Source organism: Brevibacterium sp. Lmc1 (assembly GCF_057654315.1).
In genome coordinates this window covers 1,908,523-1,928,238 of record NZ_CM172803.1, presented here as the reverse complement: position 1 = coordinate 1,928,238, position 19,716 = coordinate 1,908,523, and the positions used below count along the sequence as shown (strand labels likewise).

Below are 19,716 nucleotides of genomic sequence, written 5' to 3'. Positions count from 1 at the left end.
GAGGCGCATAGATTCTCCAGGACTGCAAGGAATTCACGCGATCAGAAGGGCGCCGCGGCTTTTGCGGTCTCCTGTGCGATCGGATCATCTTCGGCACCGGTGTCGATGTCGGCATCGGCGCCGCTCGCGGCATCGACGATGTCGCCATGATCGGTGTCGCCGTCGGATTCGGACTCCGGCGGCGTTTCTGCGGTGCCCAAGGTGTTCCAGACCGAATCATTCGATCCGGATGGCTCAGAGTTCGACTCTCCGGTCGTCGACTGTGAGCGGTCGGCTGCTTTGGCGCGCTTGTAGTGGGCGGTTCCGTACCTCAAGTCGGGGCCGATATGCTCCGCGACCACCGTCGGCGAGATTCCGCTGCGCTCCTCGGTGGCCCATTCTCGATTCCTCAAGCTGCCCGACACGATCACCGCGGCGCCCGTGTTGAGCGACATCGCGGAATTGCTCGCCAGGTCGCCGTAGCAGTCGACGCCGAACCACGAGGTGCCGTCGGTGACGAACTCACCGGTGTTCTTGTCGACTCTCCAATGGTTGACGGCCAGCCTGAACGAGGCGCAGGCTCGCCCGGACGGCAGCGTACGTGCGCTCGGCTCGGTGGCGATGGTGCCGGTGACGGTGATCGGGATTGCGGACATCGGAGTCTCCAAATCGGTGTGATGGAACCATACGGTCGTCTGCGTCCGCATGGATCTCCAGTCAGCCCGGTCCTTCGCTCCAGTGTCCAGAAACATGAAATGCCCTGTGGACAGAGGTTCTCCGTCCACAGGGCTTCATTGTCCGAGTCGCCCACGGAGTGTGTTCGAGTCGGAGACGCGCGTCTGCGTCTCAGCCGAGCATCTCGTAAGCCCGTCGGTGCTCTCCGATGACGCTCTTCACCGAGTTGAGATACGAGCTCTGGGCGACGCGGCCGACCGCGTCCCGCAGCTTGCCGTCGACCTCGGAAGCCGCTTCCTTCGCGCCTTTGGCCCGCGCAGACTTTGCCATCAGAGAAGTCACGAATGAGCCGATGCAGCCGATCAGGAACAGCCCGAAGCTGACGATCCAACACCAGGTCGGCAGGGCACCCGAACCGATGACGGCGACGAGGGCGGAGACGATGATGCCGAGGAGACCGACGAACGAAGCGACGAAGAAGATGATCTGCAAGGTGTGTGCCAGCGACCACCAACCCGGGCTCTGGCGAGTGATATCCACAGCCGTGACGGCCGAGTCGAGATTCGCCGACAGCTCGTCGGTGCTCTTCTTCTCTGCTTCCGCGGCCTCGTTCTGCCATGCCTGCGGCATGGTCGACACGGATTCTGCGATGAGTTCGTGCGCCATGAGCCGGACGTGGGAGCTCTGTGCCTTCGTCGTCGCCGGCACCGAAGCGCGGACGAGCTCGTCCCGGTCCTGACCGTGCTTGGCACCCAGCGGATCGGGCGCATTGCGCTGGGCCCACGCGAGAATGGGGTAGCCAGTCTTGCGATAGGAACGGCGGATGTAATCATCGTGCACGGTCTGTGCCACGGCTTCGACACCGGCGGCTTCGGACATCGTCTCGACCAGTCGGGATGCACCGGCCAACTCGTCGGGCGAGGAGACCGGTTCTCCGAGTTCCTTCCGAATCCGATTGGCCATCGCCTGCATATCGGCCAGCAGCCGCTCGGCCGCTGCATCGTTCGAGTCGACGGTGTCGGCGAGGATGCTGCGGATCTCCGGGATGCCCTCACGGGTCACGGCCGAGGAGATGCGCACATTCGTTTCGCTCAGCCCATCCTCGTTGAGCAGCTGGCGCAGATGGTCGGTTGCGGCCTTCTGCTCTTCCGGACTGAGTTTGTCGATCTGGTTGAGGACGACGACCATGTTCGCGCTGTTCTCGGCGAGTTTGGTCAGGTACTCGGAGTGCAGCGAGAAGTCGGCGTATTTCTGTGGGTCGACGACCCAGAACACGACGTCGACGAGTCCCACCAGACGATCCGACTCGACACGGTGTTCGACTGCCGTGGAGTCGTGGTCGGGCAGGTCGAGCAGGATCAGACCGTGCAGGCGTCTCTGATCGTCGCCGTCGAGCGCGGACTCGCGCCAGGTCCGGCTGCGTTCGGGAACATGCAGCCAGTCGAGGACATCGTTGCCGCCCTCGCCCCAGACGCATGCTGTCGGTCGTGAAGTCGTCGGCCTGCGCACACCGACTCGGGCGATCTCGAGACCGGCCACTGCGTTGAACAGTGAGGATTTGCCGGAGCCTGTCGACCCGGCGAACGCCACGACGGTAAAGTCCTCTCCCAGGCCCAGGCGGTCTTCCGCCCGGTCGAGCAGATTCTGAGCATCGGTGCGAACCTCTCCGCCGAGCTTGTCCTCACTCAGCGACAGGGCGTGTGAGATGCCTTCGGCGAGGCGCCGGATCTCGGTCTGTGCGGAACTGTTCACAATGCCACCTCAAGTCGTTCACCGGAGGCGCGCAGGGCGCCCGCTTGCCGCGCCGGTACCGCGGATAGTCTCAGTGCGTTGTCGAAAGGAGTACGGCAGCCCGCCACGATGCCCACAGCCGCGTCGAGGAAGCGCTGTCGGATCGATGCGATGAGCCCGGCCGCCTCGTCGGCTCCGAAGATCGTCTCCGCGAGATTGAGTGCGACTCCTGCCCCTTGTCGGGTGCTCTGTCCGCCTTCGCCGGCGCTCCGCGGATCCCAGAAGGCCGCGTATTCGACGACGGCGCAGACGCCTGCAACGCCGAAGGACAGGATTCGGGCCTTGGACTTCTTGCCCTGACCGATATCGCGCACGAGCGCGTTGACTTCGTCCGACCACGTGCTCACCGCCGATTTCACTGAGTCCTCGAGCCCCGCGCCCACCGTGCGCAGTTCAGGCTGATCTTCGATGAGGGCCGCACCTGCAGCGGTGTTTCGCCACTCGGCATTGACTTCATCGACCACGTCGATGGCCTGTTCGCGCAGGGACACGGCCGCGCTGCGCAGGATGGCGACATGCAGTGGAGTGGCCGCGTCGTGTTTGCCGGTCACCGCTGCGGAGATGCGATCGCGCATTCGAGCCATCGTCGGCTCCAGTCCGCGGAAGAGTTGGCCTGTGCCCACGAAGTCCTGCCAGCGGGCATTGACCTCTCCGTGCAGGACCCGTCCGTCGGAGAAGACTTCGGCAAGTCCGGATTGAGCCGATCGGAAGCTCTTCTCGACTGAGCCGACCAGGGCGATGTGGGCCTGTTCCTGAGTTTCGGCGAAGTCGGCGAGCTCTCTGACCCGTGCGGGCAGGGCAGCGATCGCACCCGTCAGAGTGCGATTGCGGATACGTTCGAGTGAGGTGCCCTCCGTGCCGACCTGAGAGATCCAGGAGCGAATCGGATAGATCGCCGCATGAGGCAGCAGACCGTCTTCCAGCTCGAGCTCGGCGACGGAGAAGATCGGTGAGTTCGCCAGTCCTGCATCAGCGAGCAGACTCGACAGGTGATGCCTGACTTCGCGGTTGGCTTCAGGTGGAACTCGATCGAGAACGATGGCCACTGAAGTGCTTCGCGCAGCCGCCGTCTTCAACAGGGCCCATGGTGCGGCATCGGCATACCGGTTCGCCGTCGTCACGAAGAGCCACAGGTCGGCGCTGAGCAGCACCCTGCGCGAGAGCGCGCGGTTCGTCTCCGAGATGGAGTCGATATCCGGACAGTCGAGGATGGCCGTGCCCGCTTCGATGTTCTCATCAGCGATGAGCACGACTCCGGGCATTGCCGACTGAGCGTCGGAGCTGCGCGGCAGGTCAGGCAGGTAATGCTCTGATTCGAAGAACTTGGCATCGGCGGGGTTGAAGATGACGACCGGGTTGCCGGTCGTCGGTCGACGCACGCCGGCAGGACTGACATTGCGCCCTACGAGGGAGTTGACCAGTGTCGATTTGCCGGCACCTGTCGATCCTCCCACTGCGATGAGGAACGGAGTCCGCAAACGGTTGATCCGCGGCAGCACGTAGTCGTTGAGTTCCGCAGTCAGTGCCGAGTGTGCTGTGCGAGCGTCGGCGAAGTCTTCGCTGCGCAGGGTGAAGCGCGTCTCCGAAACGCGTTTGACGATATCGTTCAACGCTTGGCCGACCGGCGGCGTCACGGCGCTCTTGCTCTCAGTCATCACGCCTCCACTCTCTATGTTTTCCCAGCTCGGCACCAACTGCCACGCCGTATCGGCGCGGAATTGCTCAGCGACTGCAGGGATCAGACGGATCCGCCCGTTCAACGGGTGCGGGCATGAGAAGCGCCCCCGGCGGGGCTCGAACCCGCGACCTACCGCTTAGAAGGCGGTTGCTCTATCCGACTGAGCTACGGAGGCTCAAATATCGTAACCGATGCCCGGATGAGAACAGAAAGCGGCCCCGGTTCGGTGCGGACTGTCTCGTCCGTCGCCTCGAACCGGGGCCGACGCTGCCGTGAAAGCTCGGCAGGAACATCTCAGTAGTGACGGGCTGCGTTCTCCATCGACTTCCTCACCGTCACGAATGACACGGCCACCACTCCCGTCATCGCAAGAATGACTGCCACGGCCTCGATCCCGAATGCGAAGTCGACGATGATCGGAAAGAATCCTGCGAGCATGAAGCCCAGCAACGCGACAAGCGTGAGTGCCGTGGCAACCGAGAAGAGCTTTGCACCATTCATTGTCCATCTCCTTCGATCGATGCATCCGATGGAGAAAGACTAACGCCAGATGAGACTCACGTCACTGAGAATTTCAGAAGAATTCGTCTCAGCCTTCGCCCCGAGCGTCGATCGCCTTCTCCAGACGCTCGAGTTTGCCGTCGATCTCGCCGGTGTAGCCGGGACGGATATCGGCCTTGACCACCAGGGACACTCGAGTGCCGAACTGGCCGACAGCCTCGGTGGCCTCTTTGATGACCGCGAAGACCTCGTCCCATTCCCCTTCGATGGTCGTGAACATCGAGTCCGTCCGGTGCGGCAGACCGGAATTGCGGACGATCTCGACAGCCGCTGCCACGGCATCGTGGACCGAGGCGTCGGCCCCTTCTCCCCCACTGGGAGCGACTGAGAAAGCTGCGAGCATGTTGATGGTCCCTTCTGTCCGGTCCGGTGGGGAGCCGATCGGCTCCCCACCGGTTCATCTGGCTGAATTGAGGTCGAACGACTCGGCTCAGGCCTGAGCGGGCACTGTCACGATGAGCGAGTCACCCTGCCCGCCGCCTCCGCAGAGTGCGGCGATACCCGTGCCGCCGCCTCGGCGCTGGAGTTCGAGGGCAAGGGTGAGGACGACCCGGGCTCCCGAGGCACCGATCGGGTGGCCAAGTGCGACGGCGCCGCCGTTGACGTTGACCTTGTCCTCGTCGATGCCGAGGTCCTTGGCGCTGGCCAGGCCGACGGCGGCGAAGGCTTCGTTGATCTCATAGAGGTCGAAGGAGTCGGCTGCGACGCCTTCACGCTCGGCAGCGACCTTGATCGCCTGTGACGGCTGGTGCTGGAGAGTCGAGTCCGGTCCGGCGGTCCAGGCATGCGAACGGATCTCGGCGAGGATCGGAGCGCCGAGCTCTTCGGCCTTCTCACGCGACATGACGACGACAGCGCAGGCTCCGTCGGAGATCTGTGAAGCGTTGCCCGCGGTGATCGTTCCGTCCTTCCGGAAGGACGGCCGCAGCTTGGACAGGGACTCGGCCGTCGTGTCAGGGCGCACACCCTCGTCTGCGGAGATGGTGACATCGCCCTTGCGCGAGCTGATGGTCACGGGCACGATCTCGTTCTCGAAGGCACCGGCCTTCTGTGCCGCCGCGGCGCGCTGGTGCGAACGAGCGGAGAACTCATCCTGCTCGACGCGGGAGAACTCGCGGTCACCGGCATTGGCTTCTTCGGTCAGTCCGCCCATGGCCTGATCGGTGAATGCGTCCCAAAGGCCGTCGTAGTCCATATGGTCCTTGGCGACGACATCACCGTACTTGTACCCCGAACGCGACTTCATGAGCATGTGCGGGGCCTGGCTCATCGATTCCTGTCCGCCCGCCACGACGACGTCGTACTCGCCGGCTCGGATCAGTTGAGCCGCTTGGGTGATCGTGTTGATTCCCGATAGGCACAGTTTGTTGACCGACACAGCCGGAACGGACATGGGAATGCCGGCTTTGACCGCCGCCTGTCGACCGGGACCCTGACTGTTGCCGGCCTGCAGAACCTGGCCCATGATCACATAGTCGACGTCGGAGCCCTGAATGCCGGCACGATCGAGTGCCCCGGCGATGGCTTCGGCGCCGAGCTCGACGGCACTGAGTTTCGACAGCTCTCCCTGCAGTCGCCCGAACGGTGTGCGCGCTCCGGCGACGATCACTGCATCAGCCATATTTCCTCCTCGGATATCCGTGTTGCGGACGCGAGTCCGCAACACGTATGCATTTCGACATCCACCAGCCTAGTCGAGGCCTATGTGGCCTGCATCACGGGGTCCGCACGGACGTCCCCGAAGGCTCTGTCCGCACTCTCGCATTCGCACCCAACACTCATGGAGTCTCCGTTAGAGTAGGACGAGGACAGCCTAAGAACACCCCCTTTCCAAGATGACAGGAGTTCGCTTCAGTGACGCCCACCGAAGAATTCCGCACAGCGATGCGCGGCTACGAGAAGAGTGAAGTCGATTCGCGACTGCAGCAGCTGCGCACCGAGGTCGAGTCGGTCCGTAAGGCCCTGGCCGATGCGCGCAGTCAGGTCATCAATGCAGATCGGGCGAAGCTGCAGATCGCCGGTGAGCTCTCCGAAGCCAAAGCACAGCTGAAGAAGGCAGCCAACGACAACGCAGAGGCGGCAGGGCCTCCCGGAAGCCGCATCGACCATCTGCTCAAGATCGCCGAGTCGCAGGCCCGCGAGACCCTTGCTCAGGCCAATTCCGATGCTGAGACGATCCGGAACAAGGCTCGCGCCGAAGCGGCATCCGCTCGCGCTCGGATGCACACCGAGAGCAACGACACACTGTCCAATGCTCGCTCGGAAGCCGATGCGATCATCTCCTCGGCCGAACTGCGCGCCGAAGAGACGATCAAGGCCGCTGAGAAGCGCGCAGCCGAGCTCAGCGCAACCACCGAACGCGAGACCAACCAGGCCAAGGAAGCGAATGCCGCTTCCGCGAAGGAGGCTCGCGAGAGCCTCGATCTCGAGCTCTCCGAACTGCGGGCGACCGCTGAGAAGGAAGCTGCGGATCTGCGTGCCGAGGCCAAGACCGAGGCGGAGGAGACGGTGGCGGCTGCTCAGGCACAGGCCGATGAGCTGCTCAAGTCCGCGAAGGCTCGCGACGAGGCATCGAAGAAGGCCGGAAACGACTTCGACGTCGAGCTCGCGAACAAGCGCAAGGAAGCCGAGACCGAACGCAAGAAGCGCTACGAAGAGGCTCAGGTCGAGAACAAGAAGCTCGTCGAAGAGGCTCAGGCACGCGCAGCGAAGGCCGACACCGAGGCCAAGGAAGCTGCCGAGCGTGCGGAGCAGACTCGCACCGACGCAGTGAAGAAGGCCGACGAGATCATCGCCGACGGAAAGTCCCGCGCACAGACGCTCATTGCGGAAGCTCGCGCCACCGCCGAGGCGACCATTGAGGAATCCGCGGCAGAGGCCAAACGCAATGTCGCCTCCGCACAGTCGCAGGTCGATCTGCTCACGAAGCAGCGCAAGACGATCACTGCTCAGCTCGACCAGCTCCGTTCGCTGTTCGCTATGCCCGGGGTCATGGGCGGCGACTCAGTGGATCCGGCGAAGGCCGAATCGGCGTCTCACGCCACCGAGCAGATCGCCGACGGTCAGGAGCTCGAAGACCTGCTGGCCGACGATGACTCGTCGGATGCGCCCAAGACCGACGACTCCGCGAAGTCGACCGATGACGCAGCATCGAACGACGCCGAAACCTCGAAGTCCGGATCCGCCTCGGGCGGGGGTTCGAAGTCGACCGGTCCTGCGAAGAACGATGGTGCCGGAGCCGAGGGCAACGGCCCTGCGAAGGCTTCCGACGAGTCGGCCGAAAGCTCGAAGTCGACTCCTGCTTCGAAGAACGCTGCGGAGTCGAACGCTGACTCTGCCGCTGATGAGAAGGACACGGCAGGCGAAGATCTGCCCAACGGCGCCACCGACGAGGACACGATCTCGATCAACGCTCAGGTCTCCGGCTCGAAGGACAACTCGAAGACCTCGCGCTCGCGCAACTCGCTGCGCTGAGATCGATTGAGTCGAGACCGACCGGGTCCAGCACGATTGATCTGAGACCGACCGAATCGATGATGACGATGGGACCCGCTGATGCGGGTCCCTTCGTCATTGTGAGGCACGTTGGCTGACTGAGGTCTCAGTCGACTCCAGCCCTGTTGACGACAGCCCGGAGATCATCTGACCTCACCGGAAGCGGTCGAAGCAGTGCTGGTGCCAGTGCCGCCTGCTTTCGACCCCGATCTCGATTCCGTGGGGAGCATCCTGACGCCACGCAACGACATGGCTCGAGGCGGCACTGACATCCCGGCCACATCCAGGGCACACATAGACCTTTCCGGATTCGTTCCCCTTCACGGTCTGCACGGACCAGGTTCCGTCCGGTAGTGAACGGCTTGTCCTCATGCCTGCCACAGAGTCGGACAGATCGCGGGGAGCCTGCTGCCATTTGTTCTTGCGACGCGAGGATGAAGATCGTGGCATTGAGTCATTGTCTCACGTAGGCTGAAGCGCGTGCGTCTAGTCATTGCCCAATGCTCCGTTGATTATGCCGGTCGTCTGACCGCCCACCTTCCGATGGCCACCCGCCTCATCATGCTCAAGTCCGACGGCTCGGTGCTCATCCATTCCGACGGCGGTTCCTATAAGCCGCTGAACTGGATGACTCCCCCGTGTACGGTTCGGCATATCGAGCCCGACGCCGAGCAGGCAGAGGCCGGCCTGACAGAGCTCTGGGAGGTTTCCCAGACGAAGACCGGTGACCGTCTCGTCATCTCCATCGCCGAGGTCCTCGCTGACGACTCCTATGAGTTCGGGGTCGATCCCGGGCTGGTCAAGGACGGGGTCGAAGCGCATCTGCAGGAACTGCTCGCCGAACATATCGAGACCCTCGGCGAGGGCTACAGTCTGGTGCGCCGCGAGTACATGACCGCGATCGGTCCGGTGGACATCTTGGCTCGTGACGACGGACAGAAGTCTGTGGCGGTGGAGATCAAGCGCCGCGGCGATATCGACGGTGTCGAACAGCTCACCCGCTATCTCGAGCTGATGAATCGCGATCCACTGCTGAGCCCAGTCAACGGAGTCTTCGCTGCTCAGGAGATCAAACCGCAGGCACGCACTCTCGCTGAGGACCGGGGCATCCGCTGCGTCGTTCTCGACTACGATGCCCTCCGCGGAATGGACGACCCCGAGACCCGCCTCTTCTGATCACCCACGGTCGGCCGGCGGATAAGCCCACGGTCAATCCGCGGGAAAGCCGGCCACCAACTCCAGCGTCGCCGATCAACCCGCGGGAAAGCCGGCCACTCACTTCAGCCGCGCCGATCAAGCCGAGCCGTGTCGCTCCCTTCGTGCAGCGTCCGTAGCTCCTCAGCGCGGGCCCACACCGTCGATCAAGGCGGACAGCGTCTATCGCCCCGTCTACGGAACGACTTGCGCTGTCCGCCTTGATCGAGCGTCAGGATCACGCTTCGCGACGGCTGTCGTCCATGACTAGTCGTCGTCGCACTGACTCTCCGATCCGCAGGAAGAGGTCGGCGGAGAAGAGATCGCTCCACCGGACACGGAAGACCAACCAGCCCTCGTTGCGCAGCGCATACTCGCGGCGCCGTTCACGTTCGAAAGTCACTTGCGGATCCGCTCCATCGAGGTGGTACTTTCCTGCACCATCGAACTCTGCGATGACCTTCGCCCGTCTATTGGCGAAATCGGTACGGCCCAAGTGTTTGCCGGCTCCATCGCGAATGTCGACCTGCGGCTCGAACCCCGGAATCGAATGCTCGACTAACCGCACCGCGCAGATCGACTCAGCGACGCTCTCGCGGCGTGCATCGACATTCTCCAATACCTTGACGATCTTCCGTGTGCCTGTGCGAGCAGGATGCGCTTCACTGAAGGAACGCATCTGTTCGACGGTCACGACCGAGCTGCGCACCGCTGCATCGAGCGCCGCGACAGAGAATGCGAGCGGACAGTCCCGAGCAATGTCGAGCAGCGTCTGCAGGACCGTCGTCACCGGGATCCCATCGACGAACTCGTACCCTGCACGATCTGAGACGCGTCGCCGCACAAGCATCTTCGCCAGACGAACTCCGCTGCGCGGACTCACCGATTCGGCGAAGACATCGTCCCGCTCGACGTATGGAATCGGAAGGCCGTGAACGATGAGTGCACTGCGGTGAGAGAATACTGCGTCCGGAGGCAGGCGATCGACGTACGACCGGACGAGGATTCTCAGATCCTCCACGCGTTTGCGCAGGCCCGTCGACTCTATCGGCAGTGTGGTTGTGGGAGCCGCGGCTATCGCACTGACGAAACTGTGCGCCGGATCAGAACATTCTGCGGTGACAACATATCGCCCTCGTTCCAATCGTCGCAGACAGCATCGCTCGGCGGCTCTGATCCGATGACAGTCCCACCCGGCCTCGAGCAGTGCGGCAGTCGACAGACATCTATACATGCCTTCAAGCATGCGTGACGAGACGCGGGAGAACCAGGATGAGAAGTCGGGCTGTGGACAACCCTCGACTCTTCCACACAGACCGCATCGTCACGAGGAACGGCCGACGTGCAGGACCGCGGAACCACCGCGCAGGCCCTCGAACGGCGGCCGGCCGCAGTCGCCGTTCAAGGCGAAGCGCGAATTCCGCGCCGTTTACCTATCGACAGACGAGGGCGACCTTGAACGAGAGAGCGAACCTCGGACAGACGGGGGCCGGCTTGAACGAGCGCGACGACTACCGAAAACCGACGACCGACTTGCACGAACGAGGCAAATCCTGACTGCCAGGGTCCGCGGGGTTCGTCGAGTGAGAGAACTAGTCGAAGCTGAGGACGTCGCGCCTCTCGACGCGTTCGATGTCGACACCGAGGGCGCGAAGATTGTCGACGAAATTCTCGTAGCCGCGTTCGATGTGATCGATTCCCGATACCTCGGTGACTCCCCCGGCCCGGAGGGCGGCCATGACCAAGCCCGCTCCCGCGCGAATGTCGGAGGCTTCGACTTCGGCACCGGAAAGACTCTCGCTGCCGGTCACGAGCGCATGGTTGCCATCGATGCGGACCTTCGCACCGAGGCGGGCGATCTCCTGCACGAAGCGCCAGCGCGCTTCGAACAGATTCTCAGACAGCAGACCGATACCGTCGGACACCGAGTTCAACGCGATGACGAACGGCTGCAGATCCGTCGGGAATCCCGGGAACGGCATGGTGGCCACCCGGATGGCATGAGGACGCGAGGCGCCGATGACGCGGAATCCCTTGCCCCGCGTTCCGTCACCGAGGATAATCTCACCGAGGTCTTCCACCGTGGCGCCCGAATCCCGAAGCTTCATACCGATATTGGGCATGATGTCGAGCCCGACTCCGCGTACGGTCACATCGCCCGCGCTCAATGCGGCGCCGAAGGCGAAGGTTCCGGCGACGATGCGGTCGCCGACGGTGCGGTGGGTGACCGGCTGCAGCGATTCGACACCGGTGATGGTGAGGTCAGAGGTGCCGATCCCCTCGATCTGCGCCCCCATCTCGACGAGCATCGTACAGATGTCGACGATCTCGGGTTCGCGCGCGGCGTTGGCGATGGTCGTGGTGCCATGGGCGAGAGTTGCCGCCATGACGAGGTTCTCGGTGGCTCCGACGGAGGGGAACTCGAGGACGATCTCGGTACCGCGCAGACCCGTCGGAGCCTCTGCGACGAAATAGCCGTGGTCGAGGTGGACGACAGCGCCCAGGGCCTCGAGACCGGCCTGATGCATGTCGAGTCCCCGGGATCCGATGGCGTCACCGCCGGGAAGAGCCACATGTGCGGCGCGCATCCGCGCGGTCAGCGGACCGAGGACGGAGATCGAGGCCCGCATCGCGCGGACAAGTTCGTAGTCGGCCTGGATACCGACTTCGGCGGGGACGTCGATGCTCACGACGCCGTCTTCAGCGTCATAGTCGACCTCGCAGCCGAGGCGGACGAGCAGTTCGACCATGATCCGCACGTCGAGGATGGCCGGGACGTTGGTGATGGTCGTGCGCCCCACGGCGAGGAGACTCGCAGCCATGAGTTTGAGGACGCTGTTCTTCGCGCCTCTGACATCGATGGTTCCCGCCAACTGTGCGGGCCCGGTCAAGCGAAAGACATCCATTAAGTGAAACGTCCCATCGTCGGATTGAAGCCAGGAGGTGAAGATTCGAGCCACGAAGCCATCGTGGACAGGGATTCGGTGTCCATTGCCAGAGACACGGAACGCGGACGACCGTCCGCCTTGCCGTACGAGCAGTCAACGACGACCGCTTCGGGCAGAACAGAGTACTGCTCTCCTGAGGTGGGTTTGCGTCGGACGAGGATGTCGAGATCCGCGCGCGGCAATCGGAACGCGGCACGCCGGGTCAGTGCGAAGACCGGGTACCAGTCCAGGGAAGCGACCGAGAACACGGCCACGCCCAGACGCCAACGTGGGCGAGAAGAATACTCCTCGCCCACGTTGATGGAACAGTCAAAGGCACCCGAGAGCTTCGAGATCGACCTGCGTCGGATCGTGACGACCACGATCAGAGCAAGCGCGAGTCCTACCAACGAGAGCAGAACGATCAGCAGGACAGAAGGGTTCACGGTTGCCAGTGTAACCTGCGGATCAGAGAAGTTCGGCCTGATCAGCGGCAATGATCACACGGTTGTTCTCCACGGAGAGGAATCCGCCATCGGCTTTGACCCTGATGGTGTCCTCGCCCGAGGTGAGAATCCGTGCTTCGCCGTCGTCGACGACACCCAGCACGGGCTCGTGGCCCGGCAGGATCCCGATCTCGCCGTCGAGGGTACGAGCGATAACCCGCTTGGCCTCACCGACCCATACCTCGCGATCAGCAGCCACGACATTCACTTCGAGAGTCGCCATGGCTTACTTCTGCATCTCTTCGTAGTTGCGCATGACATCGTCAAGGCCACCGACGTTGAAGAATGCCTGCTCCGGGATGTGATCGACTTCGCCCGAGCAGATCTTCGAGAAGCCTTCGATCGTGTCGGCCAGCGGCACGGTCGAACCGGGAACCTGAGTGAACTTCTCAGCGGTGTAGGTGTTCTGCGACAGGAACTGCTCGATGCGACGTGCACGGTGAACGACGAGCTTGTCCTCTTCGCCGAGTTCATCGACACCGAGGATGGCGATGATGTCCTGCAGCTCCTTGTTCTTCTGCAGAATCGCCTTGACCTCGTTGGCCACGCGGTAGTGCTCGTCACCGACGATCAGAGGATCGAGGATGCGCGAAGACGATGCGAGCGGGTCGATCGCCGGGTACAGACCGCGCGAAGCGATGTCACGGCTGAGCTCCGTGGTCGCGTCAAGGTGGGCGAATGTCGTCGCAGGCGCCGGGTCGGTGTAGTCATCAGCGGGAACGTAGATCGCCTGCATCGACGTGATCGAGTGACCACGCGTCGAGGTGATGCGCTCCTGCAGCAGACCCATCTCGTCAGCCAGGTTGGGCTGGTAGCCCACGGCCGAGGGCATGCGACCCAGCAGGGTCGAGACCTCGGAACCGGCCTGGGTGAAGCGGAAGATGTTGTCGATGAACAGCAGCACGTCCTGGTTCTGCACATCGCGGAAGTACTCCGCCATGGTCAGCGCCGACAGCGCCACACGCAGACGGGTGCCTGGCGGCTCGTCCATCTGGCCGAACACCAGCGCGGTGTCCTTGAAGACTCCTGCCTCATCCATTTCCATGATGAGGTCGTTGCCCTCACGGGTACGCTCGCCCACACCGGCGAACACCGAGGTGCCCGAGTGGTTGTGAGCGATACGGAAGATCATCTCCTGGATGAGCACGGTCTTGCCGACACCGGCGCCGCCGAACAGACCGATCTTGCCACCCTGGACATAGGGGGTCAGGAGGTCGATGCTCTTGATGCCGACTTCGAGGATCTCGGTCTTGGACTCGAGCTCGTCGAAGGCCGGAGCCGGACGGTGGATGGGCCACCGCTCGGAGATCTCCAGCTCCTCGCCGTCGGCGAGGTTGAGGCAGTCACCGGTGGTGTTCCACACGTGGTGCTTGGTCACGTCTCCGACGGGAACGGAGATCGGTGCGCCGCTGTCGACGACTTCCTGTCCCCGGACAAGTCCGTCGGTCGGCTGCAGCGACACTGCGCGGACAAGTCCGTTGCCCAGGTGAAGCGCGACCTCGAAGGTCAGCTTCCGGGTTCCTTCGGACAGTTCCACCGACGCGGTCAGTGCGTTGTAGATCTCGGGCACGGAGTCGAGCGGGAACTCGATGTCGACAACCGGGCCGATGACTCGGGAAATCCGGCCGAGGGCAGTGCCCTGTGCCGGAGAGGTTTCCGTTGCTGTGGCAGTCATGGTCTCTTTCTCTCTGCTCTCGCCGGTCAGTCGCCGGCTGCCGATGCCGCGAGGGCATCCGCCCCACCGACGATCTCGGTGAGTTCCTGGGTGATTTCCGCCTGGCGAGCCGTATTGGCCAACCGGGTGTAGGTCTTGATGAGATCATCCGCGTTGTCCGTGGCTGTCTTCATCGCCGCCTGTCGCGAGGCCTGCTCGGATGCTGCTGCGCTGAGCAGCGCCGACAGAATGCGCGAATCGATGTATCGCGGCAACAGTGCGTCGAGCACAGCCTCCGCACTCGGTTCGAACTCATAGAGCGGAAACGCGGGTGCGTCGGACGATTCCCCAGCCTGTCCGCCGGTCGATGCCTCTTCGGCGTCGACGACCTCCAGCGGAAGCAGTCGCCGGTATTCCGGGTCATGCGTGACGCTGGAGACGAAACGGGTGAAGACGATGTAGATCTCGTCGATCCCTGAGTCAGCCGACTCCGGGTCGAAGTTCTCCAACAGCGCCTCGCCGATCTCGCGTGCGTGTTCGGCCAGCGGATTCTCGGAGATGCCTGTCCAGGACTTCTCGATCTTGCGATCGCGGAAGGTGTAGTAGTTCTTGGCCTTGCTGCCGATCGTGAACAGGTCGACGCTCTTGCCCTCGTTGCGCAGCAGCCGAATGAGTTCCTCGGCTTCGCGCAGCAGGTTCGCCGAATAGGCACCGGCGAATCCGCGGTCGGGTCCGATCACGAGGACGGCAGCGTGCTTGACGTTGTCCGACTCCGTGGTGAGAACGTGGTCGACGTTCGACTCGCTGGCCACTGCCGACACGGCCCGGGTCAGGGCGTTCGCGTACGGGCTTGCGGCCTGCGAGCGGGCAATGGCCTTCTGAATCCGCGAAGCAGCGATGAGCTCCATCGCCTTGAAGATCTTCCTCAAGGACTGAGTCGAGCGGATCTTCTGTTTGAAGACCCTCTGCTGGGCTCCCATCAGTTCTTCCTTTCGCCGTTACGGAACAGGTTCAACGCTTCTGCCGAACGATCTGCTCCTGCTCGACCTCGTCGGAGGACGCGGCTGCGGTGTCTTCGCTGCCGGCCTTCGAACCGCTCTGGTCCGAGCTGGCGAAGTTCTTGGTGAACTCGGCCAGGACGCTCTTCAGCTCTTCGGTCGTGTCGTCGTCGAGCTTCAGCGTCTCACGGATGGTCGTGAAGATACCGGTCTTGCGCTCGATGTGATCGTGCAGTTCGGACTCGAAGCGGAGCACGTCGTCGACAGGGACCTCGTCGAGGTAGCCGTTGGTTCCGGCGAAGATCGACACGGTCTGCTTCTCGAACGGCATCGGGGCGTACTGACCCTGCTTGAGCAGCTCGGTCAGTCGCGCACCGCGGGCCAGATCGCGCTTGGTCGCATCGTCGAGGTCGGATGCGAACATCGCGAACGCCTCGAGCGAACGGTACTGAGCCAGCGAGATCTTCAGCGTGCCCGAGACTCCCTTGAGAGCCTTCGTCTGAGCGGCACCACCGACTCGAGACACGGACACACCGACGTCGACAGCGGGACGCTGGCCGGCGTTGAACAGATCGGACTGCAGGAAGATCTGACCGTCGGTGATCGAAATGACGTTGGTCGGAATGAACGCACCGACGTCGTTGGCCTTCGTCTCGATGATCGGCAGACCGGTCATCGAACCGCCGCCGAGCTCATCGGAGAGCTTCGCGCAGCGTTCCAGCAGACGCGAGTGCAGGTAGAAGACGTCGCCAGGGTAGGCTTCACGGCCCGGCGGACGACGCAGCAGCAGGGACACGGCACGGTAGGCCTCAGCCTGCTTCGACAGGTCGTCGAAAACGATGAGGACGTGCTTGCCGTCGTACATCCAGTGCTGACCGATAGCGGAACCGGAGTAGGGAGCCAGGTACTTGAAGCCTGCCGGGTCAGACGCGGGAGAGGACACGATGGTCGTGTACTCGAGCGCACCGGCCTCTTCCAGCGAACGGCGGACGCCGGCGATGGTCGAGCCCTTCTGGCCGACGGCCACGTAGATGCAGCGGACCTGCTTCTTCGGGTCTCCGGTCTCCCAGTTGGCCTTCTGGTTGATGATCGTGTCGATCGCCAGAGCGGTCTTACCGGTCTTGCGGTCACCGATGACCAGCTGACGCTGACCACGGCCGACGGGGATCATCGCGTCGATGCTCTTGTAGCCGGTCTGGAGCGGCTCACGCACTTCCTGGCGGTCCATGACGCCGGCGGCCTGGAGCTCGAGCTCACGGCGACCGACTGTCTCGATATCGCCGAGTCCGTCGACGGGACGACCCAACGGATCGACGACACGGCCGAGGTAGCCGTCGCCGACCGGAATCGAGAGGACCTCGCCGGTGCGGTACACGTTCTGCTCTTCGGCGATTCCGGAGAACTCACCGAGGATGACGACGCCGATCTCGCGTTCGTCGAGGTTCTGTGCCAGGCCCAGCGTGCCGTCTTCGAACCGCAGGAGTTCGTTGGCCATGGTGCCGGGCAGGCCCGAAACGTGAGCGATACCGTCACCAGCGGTGACGACCTTGCCGACCTCGGTCTTTTCCGAGCTCTCCGGGTTGTACGAATCAACGAACTTCCCGAGAGCGTCCCGGATCTCTTCCGGGCGAATTGTCAGTTCCGCCATCTGGTTTCCCTGCTTCCTTTACTCAAATCTTGCGTCCGACGACCGGTGGGCCGCCGATGCCGGAGAAGCCGGCCACTAGTGTCAACCTGCGAGCTTGCGCTGCACATCGGCCAGTCGATCGGCCACGGTCGAGTTCATCATCTCGTCGCCGACCTGCACCCGGACTCCCCCGAGAACATCGGGGTCGACCTGGACATTGAGGACGAGTTCGCGACCATAGCTGGCCGACAATGCCGCCTGCAGCCTTTCGGTCTGCGACTCGCTCAGAGGTCTGGCGACGGTGACGTCCGCAACCGACCGCTGCTGGCGGGCGGCGAGGATATCGCTGTACTGGTCGAGCGCCTTCGCCACGCGGAGTCCGCGCGGGTGCAGAGCTGCCTGTTCGACCAGCTTGATGGTGTCTGGCTGTGCCTTGCCGGTGAGCAGGTCGGAGACGAGAGCGCGCTTGCTCTCATCGGTGGCCTGCGAATCAAGCGCGCGGGACAGCTCGTGGTTGGATTCAAGCAGACGCGCGAAGCGGAAGATCTCCTCTTCGACCTGCCCCAGCTTCCCGTCCGCTTGTGCAGCAGCGGCGATCGCTGTCACACCGGCGACTTCGAGACTGGTGACGAGGTCCTGGGTCCGCGCCCAACGATGGCCGACGGCCCTGTCGCTGATACGCAGAACCGCATCCGTGATCCGAGTCGAGAACAGAGTCCGCAGCAGCTGCTGCTTCCTCTCGGCCGACTCGGAGGAGTCTGCCAGAGCCTTGCGCAGTCCGACATTCTCGGCGAGGACGCCGACGAGTGCCAGAGTCTCCTCACCGATCTGTCGGGGGTCTCCCCCGGAGATCTCGGAATTCGCGGTCTCGAGGACGGCCTGCAGGGACAATCTGCTCGACTGGAGCATCACGCCCCCTTGACCGGCTGCGCGGACGAGTTGGACTCGAGATCGGAGATGAAGCGATCAACCACATTGGCCGAACGCTGGTCATCGGTGAGTGACTCACCGACGATCCGCGATGCCAGGTCCGTGGCAAGAGTGCCGACCTCGGAACGCAGCTGCACCATGGCGGACTGACGTTCTGCGTCGATCTGAGTCTGTGCCTGAGCGATGATGCGATCAGCCTCTGAATGAGCCTGGGCCTTCATGTCGGCGATGATCTGGGCGCCTTCTTCCTGAGCCTCGGCGCGCAGTCGTGCAGCTTCGGCACGACCGTCGGCGAGCTGCTTCTGATACTCGGCCAGAGCCTGATCGGCTTCGGCCTGCACCTTCTCGGCCTTCTCAATTCCACCCTGTATGCGCTCAGCACGCTCGTCGAGGGTCTTGTTGAAGGCGGGAAGGACGTACTTCCAGACAACCAGGAAGACGATCAGCAGACAGACGGCACTCCAGACGATGTCGTACAGCGCCGGGAGAAGCGGGTTCTCCGCGGAGGCGACGATGTTTACCGGAGTCATCTTTCAGTCCTCTTCGAGATCAGGGCAGGAAGAACGGGGTGGCGATACCGATGAGGGCCAGGGCCTCGATCAGAGCGATACCGAGGAACATGTTTCCGCGCAGGGCGCCGGCCATTTCGGGCTGACGAGCGGTTCCTTCGATGGTCTTGCCGATGACGATGCCGACACCGACACCGGGGCCGATTGCGGCGAGGCCGTAACCGATCGTCGAAACGCTACCTGAGACTTCGGCGAGCATATCCATAGGATGCTTTTCCTTTCATAATGAAGTCGGGTGGTTGGCCCGACCGTGCAACTCGTGAGTTACGGATCTAGGGGTGCGATCTCAGTGTTCGTCCGAGATCGCGGCATTGATGTACACACAGGACAGAAGAGCGAAGATGTAGGCCTGCAGCACGACGATGAGCATCTCGAGAATGAAGACGAACATGCCGCCGGCGAAGGTGACGATGCCGAAGAACTGGAATCCGTTGGCGGCGTCGAAGAGGAAGAAGCTCGTAGCGGAGAAGCAGAGGACGAGCAGGAGGTGGCCGACCATCATGTTCGCGAAGAGTCGGATCGCCAGAGTGAACGGCTGGGTGACGAACTTGGTGATGAACTCGATCGGGATGAGCAGGATGTGCATCGCCGGCGGGACGCCGGGCAGGATGAGCGAATCCTTCAGGTAGCGGCCGAGGCCCTTCTCCGCGATGCCGGCCCAGTGGTAGGTCACATAGACCACGAGGGTCAGCACGATCGGCATACCGATGACGCCGGTTCCCGGCATATTGAGGAACGGAATGAGCTTCGTGACGTTCCAGAAGAGGATACCGAAGAAGATCGCCACAATGAGCGGCATGAACTTCTTGGCTTTCTCCTTGCCCATCGTGTCTTCGGCGATGCCGACGGTCACGAATTCCATGGCGAGCTCCATGCTCGACTGGAAGCGGGACGGGATGAGCTTCATGCGCTTGGCCCAGACGGCCAGCAGCACAACGACGGCGACGGTGGCGATGATGCGGATGAGCATCACGCGGTTCATTTCGAACGGTGTGCCCTCAAAGAGGAACGAGGCTGGAAAGAATTCAGCCATCGACGGTGCGTGGAAGCCGCCTTCTGCAGCACTGACTGTTGTGTTCGCGGCGTTGAGTGTTCCCACGTTTTTACTACTCTCCCATGGTCAAGGGCCCTG

At 63.0% G+C, this 19,716-nt stretch carries 20 protein-coding genes and 1 tRNA gene; 2 read left to right on the top strand and 19 right to left on the bottom strand.

What is annotated here, in order from left to right; translation table 11 throughout:
• Positions 1-41: 41 nt before the first annotated feature.
• From AC239G_RS08570 to AC239G_RS08540, 7 genes are all read right to left on the bottom strand, one after another.
• Positions 42-635 carry a single-stranded DNA-binding protein gene (locus AC239G_RS08570; protein WP_180345516.1) on the bottom strand — a complete coding sequence of 198 codons (594 nt, stop codon included), beginning with the start codon at positions 633-635 and terminating at the stop codon, positions 42-44.
• Positions 636-825: 190 nt separating this feature from the next.
• On the bottom strand, positions 826-2,406 hold the full coding sequence (locus tag AC239G_RS08565; protein WP_139466996.1) for a GTPase: 1,581 nt from the start codon (positions 2,404-2,406) through the stop codon (positions 826-828).
• Positions 2,403-4,100 (bottom strand): dynamin family protein, encoded by a 1,698-nt coding sequence (locus tag AC239G_RS08560; RefSeq protein ID WP_139466995.1) that lies wholly within the window; start codon positions 4,098-4,100, stop codon positions 2,403-2,405. Before AC239G_RS08560 ends, AC239G_RS08565 begins: the two co-directional genes overlap by 4 nt.
• Positions 4,101-4,224: 124 nt before the next feature.
• Positions 4,225-4,298 (bottom strand) — tRNA-Arg (locus AC239G_RS08555).
• 119 nt (positions 4,299-4,417) lie between these two features.
• A complete protein-coding gene (locus AC239G_RS08550) occupies positions 4,418-4,624 on the bottom strand; it encodes a hypothetical protein (RefSeq protein WP_139466994.1) in 207 nt (68 codons plus the stop codon).
• 88 nt (positions 4,625-4,712) lie between these two features.
• A complete protein-coding gene (locus AC239G_RS08545; RefSeq protein WP_139466993.1) occupies positions 4,713-5,027 on the bottom strand; it encodes a thiamine-binding protein in 315 nt (104 codons plus the stop codon).
• An 87-nt stretch (positions 5,028-5,114) separates the two neighbouring features.
• The gene (locus tag AC239G_RS08540; protein WP_139466992.1) at positions 5,115-6,305 is read right to left on the bottom strand and encodes an acetyl-CoA C-acetyltransferase; all 1,191 of its coding nucleotides are present in this window, start codon (positions 6,303-6,305) and stop codon (positions 5,115-5,117) included.
• A 233-nt stretch (positions 6,306-6,538) separates the two neighbouring features.
• On the opposite strand from AC239G_RS08540, the gene AC239G_RS08535 reads away from it, so the two are divergent.
• The gene (locus tag AC239G_RS08535) at positions 6,539-8,158 is read left to right on the top strand and encodes a coiled-coil domain-containing protein (RefSeq protein WP_139466991.1); all 1,620 of its coding nucleotides are present in this window, start codon (positions 6,539-6,541) and stop codon (positions 8,156-8,158) included.
• A 174-nt stretch (positions 8,159-8,332) separates the two neighbouring features.
• Here the strand turns inward: AC239G_RS08535 and AC239G_RS08530 are convergent, their stop codons facing one another.
• Positions 8,333-8,551: a hypothetical protein gene (locus AC239G_RS08530; RefSeq protein WP_139467416.1), complete on the bottom strand. Its 219-nt coding sequence runs from the start codon at positions 8,549-8,551 to the stop codon at positions 8,333-8,335.
• A gap of 108 nt (positions 8,552-8,659) precedes the next feature.
• On the opposite strand from AC239G_RS08530, the gene nucS reads away from it, so the two are divergent.
• Positions 8,660-9,355 (top strand): endonuclease NucS, encoded by a 696-nt coding sequence (gene nucS / locus AC239G_RS08525; RefSeq protein WP_139466990.1) that lies wholly within the window; start codon positions 8,660-8,662, stop codon positions 9,353-9,355.
• A gap of 256 nt (positions 9,356-9,611) precedes the next feature.
• Here nucS and AC239G_RS08520 read toward each other — a convergent pair whose 3' ends face one another.
• From AC239G_RS08520 to atpB, 11 genes are all read right to left on the bottom strand, one after another.
• Positions 9,612-10,619: a hypothetical protein gene (locus AC239G_RS08520; RefSeq protein WP_487490059.1), complete on the bottom strand. Its 1,008-nt coding sequence runs from the start codon at positions 10,617-10,619 to the stop codon at positions 9,612-9,614.
• A gap of 346 nt (positions 10,620-10,965) precedes the next feature.
• Positions 10,966-12,279 carry a UDP-N-acetylglucosamine 1-carboxyvinyltransferase gene (gene murA, locus AC239G_RS08515; protein ID WP_139466988.1) on the bottom strand — a complete coding sequence of 438 codons (1,314 nt, stop codon included), beginning with the start codon at positions 12,277-12,279 and terminating at the stop codon, positions 10,966-10,968.
• Positions 12,279-12,746, bottom strand: coding sequence for a DUF2550 domain-containing protein (locus AC239G_RS08510; RefSeq protein WP_139466987.1), 468 nt, complete (start codon positions 12,744-12,746; stop codon positions 12,279-12,281). The genes murA and AC239G_RS08510 overlap by 1 nt, the downstream gene beginning before the upstream one ends.
• Positions 12,747-12,768: 22 nt before the next feature.
• Entirely contained in the window at positions 12,769-13,029 is a 261-nt protein-coding gene (locus AC239G_RS08505; protein ID WP_487490058.1) for a F0F1 ATP synthase subunit epsilon, read from the bottom strand.
• Positions 13,030-13,032: 3 nt separating this feature from the next.
• Positions 13,033-14,481 carry a F0F1 ATP synthase subunit beta gene (gene atpD, locus AC239G_RS08500; RefSeq protein ID WP_139466985.1) on the bottom strand — a complete coding sequence of 483 codons (1,449 nt, stop codon included), beginning with the start codon at positions 14,479-14,481 and terminating at the stop codon, positions 13,033-13,035.
• Positions 14,482-14,507: 26 nt separating this feature from the next.
• Positions 14,508-15,440 (bottom strand): F0F1 ATP synthase subunit gamma, encoded by a 933-nt coding sequence (locus tag AC239G_RS08495; protein WP_139466984.1) that lies wholly within the window; start codon positions 15,438-15,440, stop codon positions 14,508-14,510.
• A gap of 31 nt (positions 15,441-15,471) precedes the next feature.
• Positions 15,472-17,106: a F0F1 ATP synthase subunit alpha gene (gene atpA / locus AC239G_RS08490; protein WP_139466983.1), complete on the bottom strand. Its 1,635-nt coding sequence runs from the start codon at positions 17,104-17,106 to the stop codon at positions 15,472-15,474.
• Positions 17,107-17,187: 81 nt separating this feature from the next.
• Positions 17,188-17,994, bottom strand: a complete 807-nt coding sequence (locus tag AC239G_RS08485; protein ID WP_370036408.1) for a F0F1 ATP synthase subunit delta — start codon at positions 17,992-17,994, stop codon at positions 17,188-17,190.
• On the bottom strand, positions 17,994-18,545 hold the full coding sequence (locus AC239G_RS08480) for a F0F1 ATP synthase subunit B (RefSeq protein WP_039210678.1): 552 nt from the start codon (positions 18,543-18,545) through the stop codon (positions 17,994-17,996). Before AC239G_RS08480 ends, AC239G_RS08485 begins: the two co-directional genes overlap by 1 nt.
• Positions 18,546-18,564: 19 nt before the next feature.
• On the bottom strand, positions 18,565-18,789 hold the full coding sequence (gene atpE, locus AC239G_RS08475) for a F0F1 ATP synthase subunit C (RefSeq protein ID WP_025776917.1): 225 nt from the start codon (positions 18,787-18,789) through the stop codon (positions 18,565-18,567).
• A gap of 81 nt (positions 18,790-18,870) precedes the next feature.
• Positions 18,871-19,617, bottom strand: coding sequence for a F0F1 ATP synthase subunit A (atpB, locus tag AC239G_RS08470; RefSeq protein ID WP_039211199.1), 747 nt, complete (start codon positions 19,615-19,617; stop codon positions 18,871-18,873).
• Positions 19,618-19,716: the final 99 nt, after the last annotated feature.

Bases quoted from the DNA above. Each gene is read 5' to 3' on its own strand.
- AC239G_RS08540 (WP_139466992.1), bottom strand. From the start codon at position 6,305: ATGGCTGATGCAGTGATCGTCGCCGGAGCGCGCACACCGTTCGGGCGA.
- AC239G_RS08530 (WP_139467416.1), bottom strand. From the start codon at position 8,551: ATGAGGACAAGCCGTTCACTACCGGACGGAACCTGGTCCGTGCAGACC.
- AC239G_RS08550 (WP_139466994.1), bottom strand. From the start codon at position 4,624: ATGAATGGTGCAAAGCTCTTCTCGGTTGCCACGGCACTCACGCTTGTC.
- AC239G_RS08480 (WP_039210678.1), bottom strand. From the start codon at position 18,545: ATGACTCCGGTAAACATCGTCGCCTCCGCGGAGAACCCGCTTCTCCCG.
- AC239G_RS08485 (WP_370036408.1), bottom strand. From the start codon at position 17,994: ATGCTCCAGTCGAGCAGATTGTCCCTGCAGGCCGTCCTCGAGACCGCG.
- AC239G_RS08495 (WP_139466984.1), bottom strand. From the start codon at position 15,440: ATGGGAGCCCAGCAGAGGGTCTTCAAACAGAAGATCCGCTCGACTCAG.
- murA (WP_139466988.1), bottom strand. From the start codon at position 12,279: ATGGATGTCTTTCGCTTGACCGGGCCCGCACAGTTGGCGGGAACCATC.
- AC239G_RS08545 (WP_139466993.1), bottom strand. From the start codon at position 5,027: ATGCTCGCAGCTTTCTCAGTCGCTCCCAGTGGGGGAGAAGGGGCCGAC.
- AC239G_RS08520 (WP_487490059.1), bottom strand. From the start codon at position 10,619: ATGCTTGAAGGCATGTATAGATGTCTGTCGACTGCCGCACTGCTCGAG.
- atpD (WP_139466985.1), bottom strand. From the start codon at position 14,481: ATGACTGCCACAGCAACGGAAACCTCTCCGGCACAGGGCACTGCCCTC.
- AC239G_RS08570 (WP_180345516.1), bottom strand. From the start codon at position 635: ATGTCCGCAATCCCGATCACCGTCACCGGCACCATCGCCACCGAGCCG.
- atpE (WP_025776917.1), bottom strand. From the start codon at position 18,789: ATGGATATGCTCGCCGAAGTCTCAGGTAGCGTTTCGACGATCGGTTAC.
- AC239G_RS08505 (WP_487490058.1), bottom strand. From the start codon at position 13,029: ATGGCGACTCTCGAAGTGAATGTCGTGGCTGCTGATCGCGAGGTATGG.
- atpB (WP_039211199.1), bottom strand. From the start codon at position 19,617: ATGGCTGAATTCTTTCCAGCCTCGTTCCTCTTTGAGGGCACACCGTTC.
- AC239G_RS08560 (WP_139466995.1), bottom strand. From the start codon at position 4,100: ATGACTGAGAGCAAGAGCGCCGTGACGCCGCCGGTCGGCCAAGCGTTG.
- atpA (WP_139466983.1), bottom strand. From the start codon at position 17,106: ATGGCGGAACTGACAATTCGCCCGGAAGAGATCCGGGACGCTCTCGGG.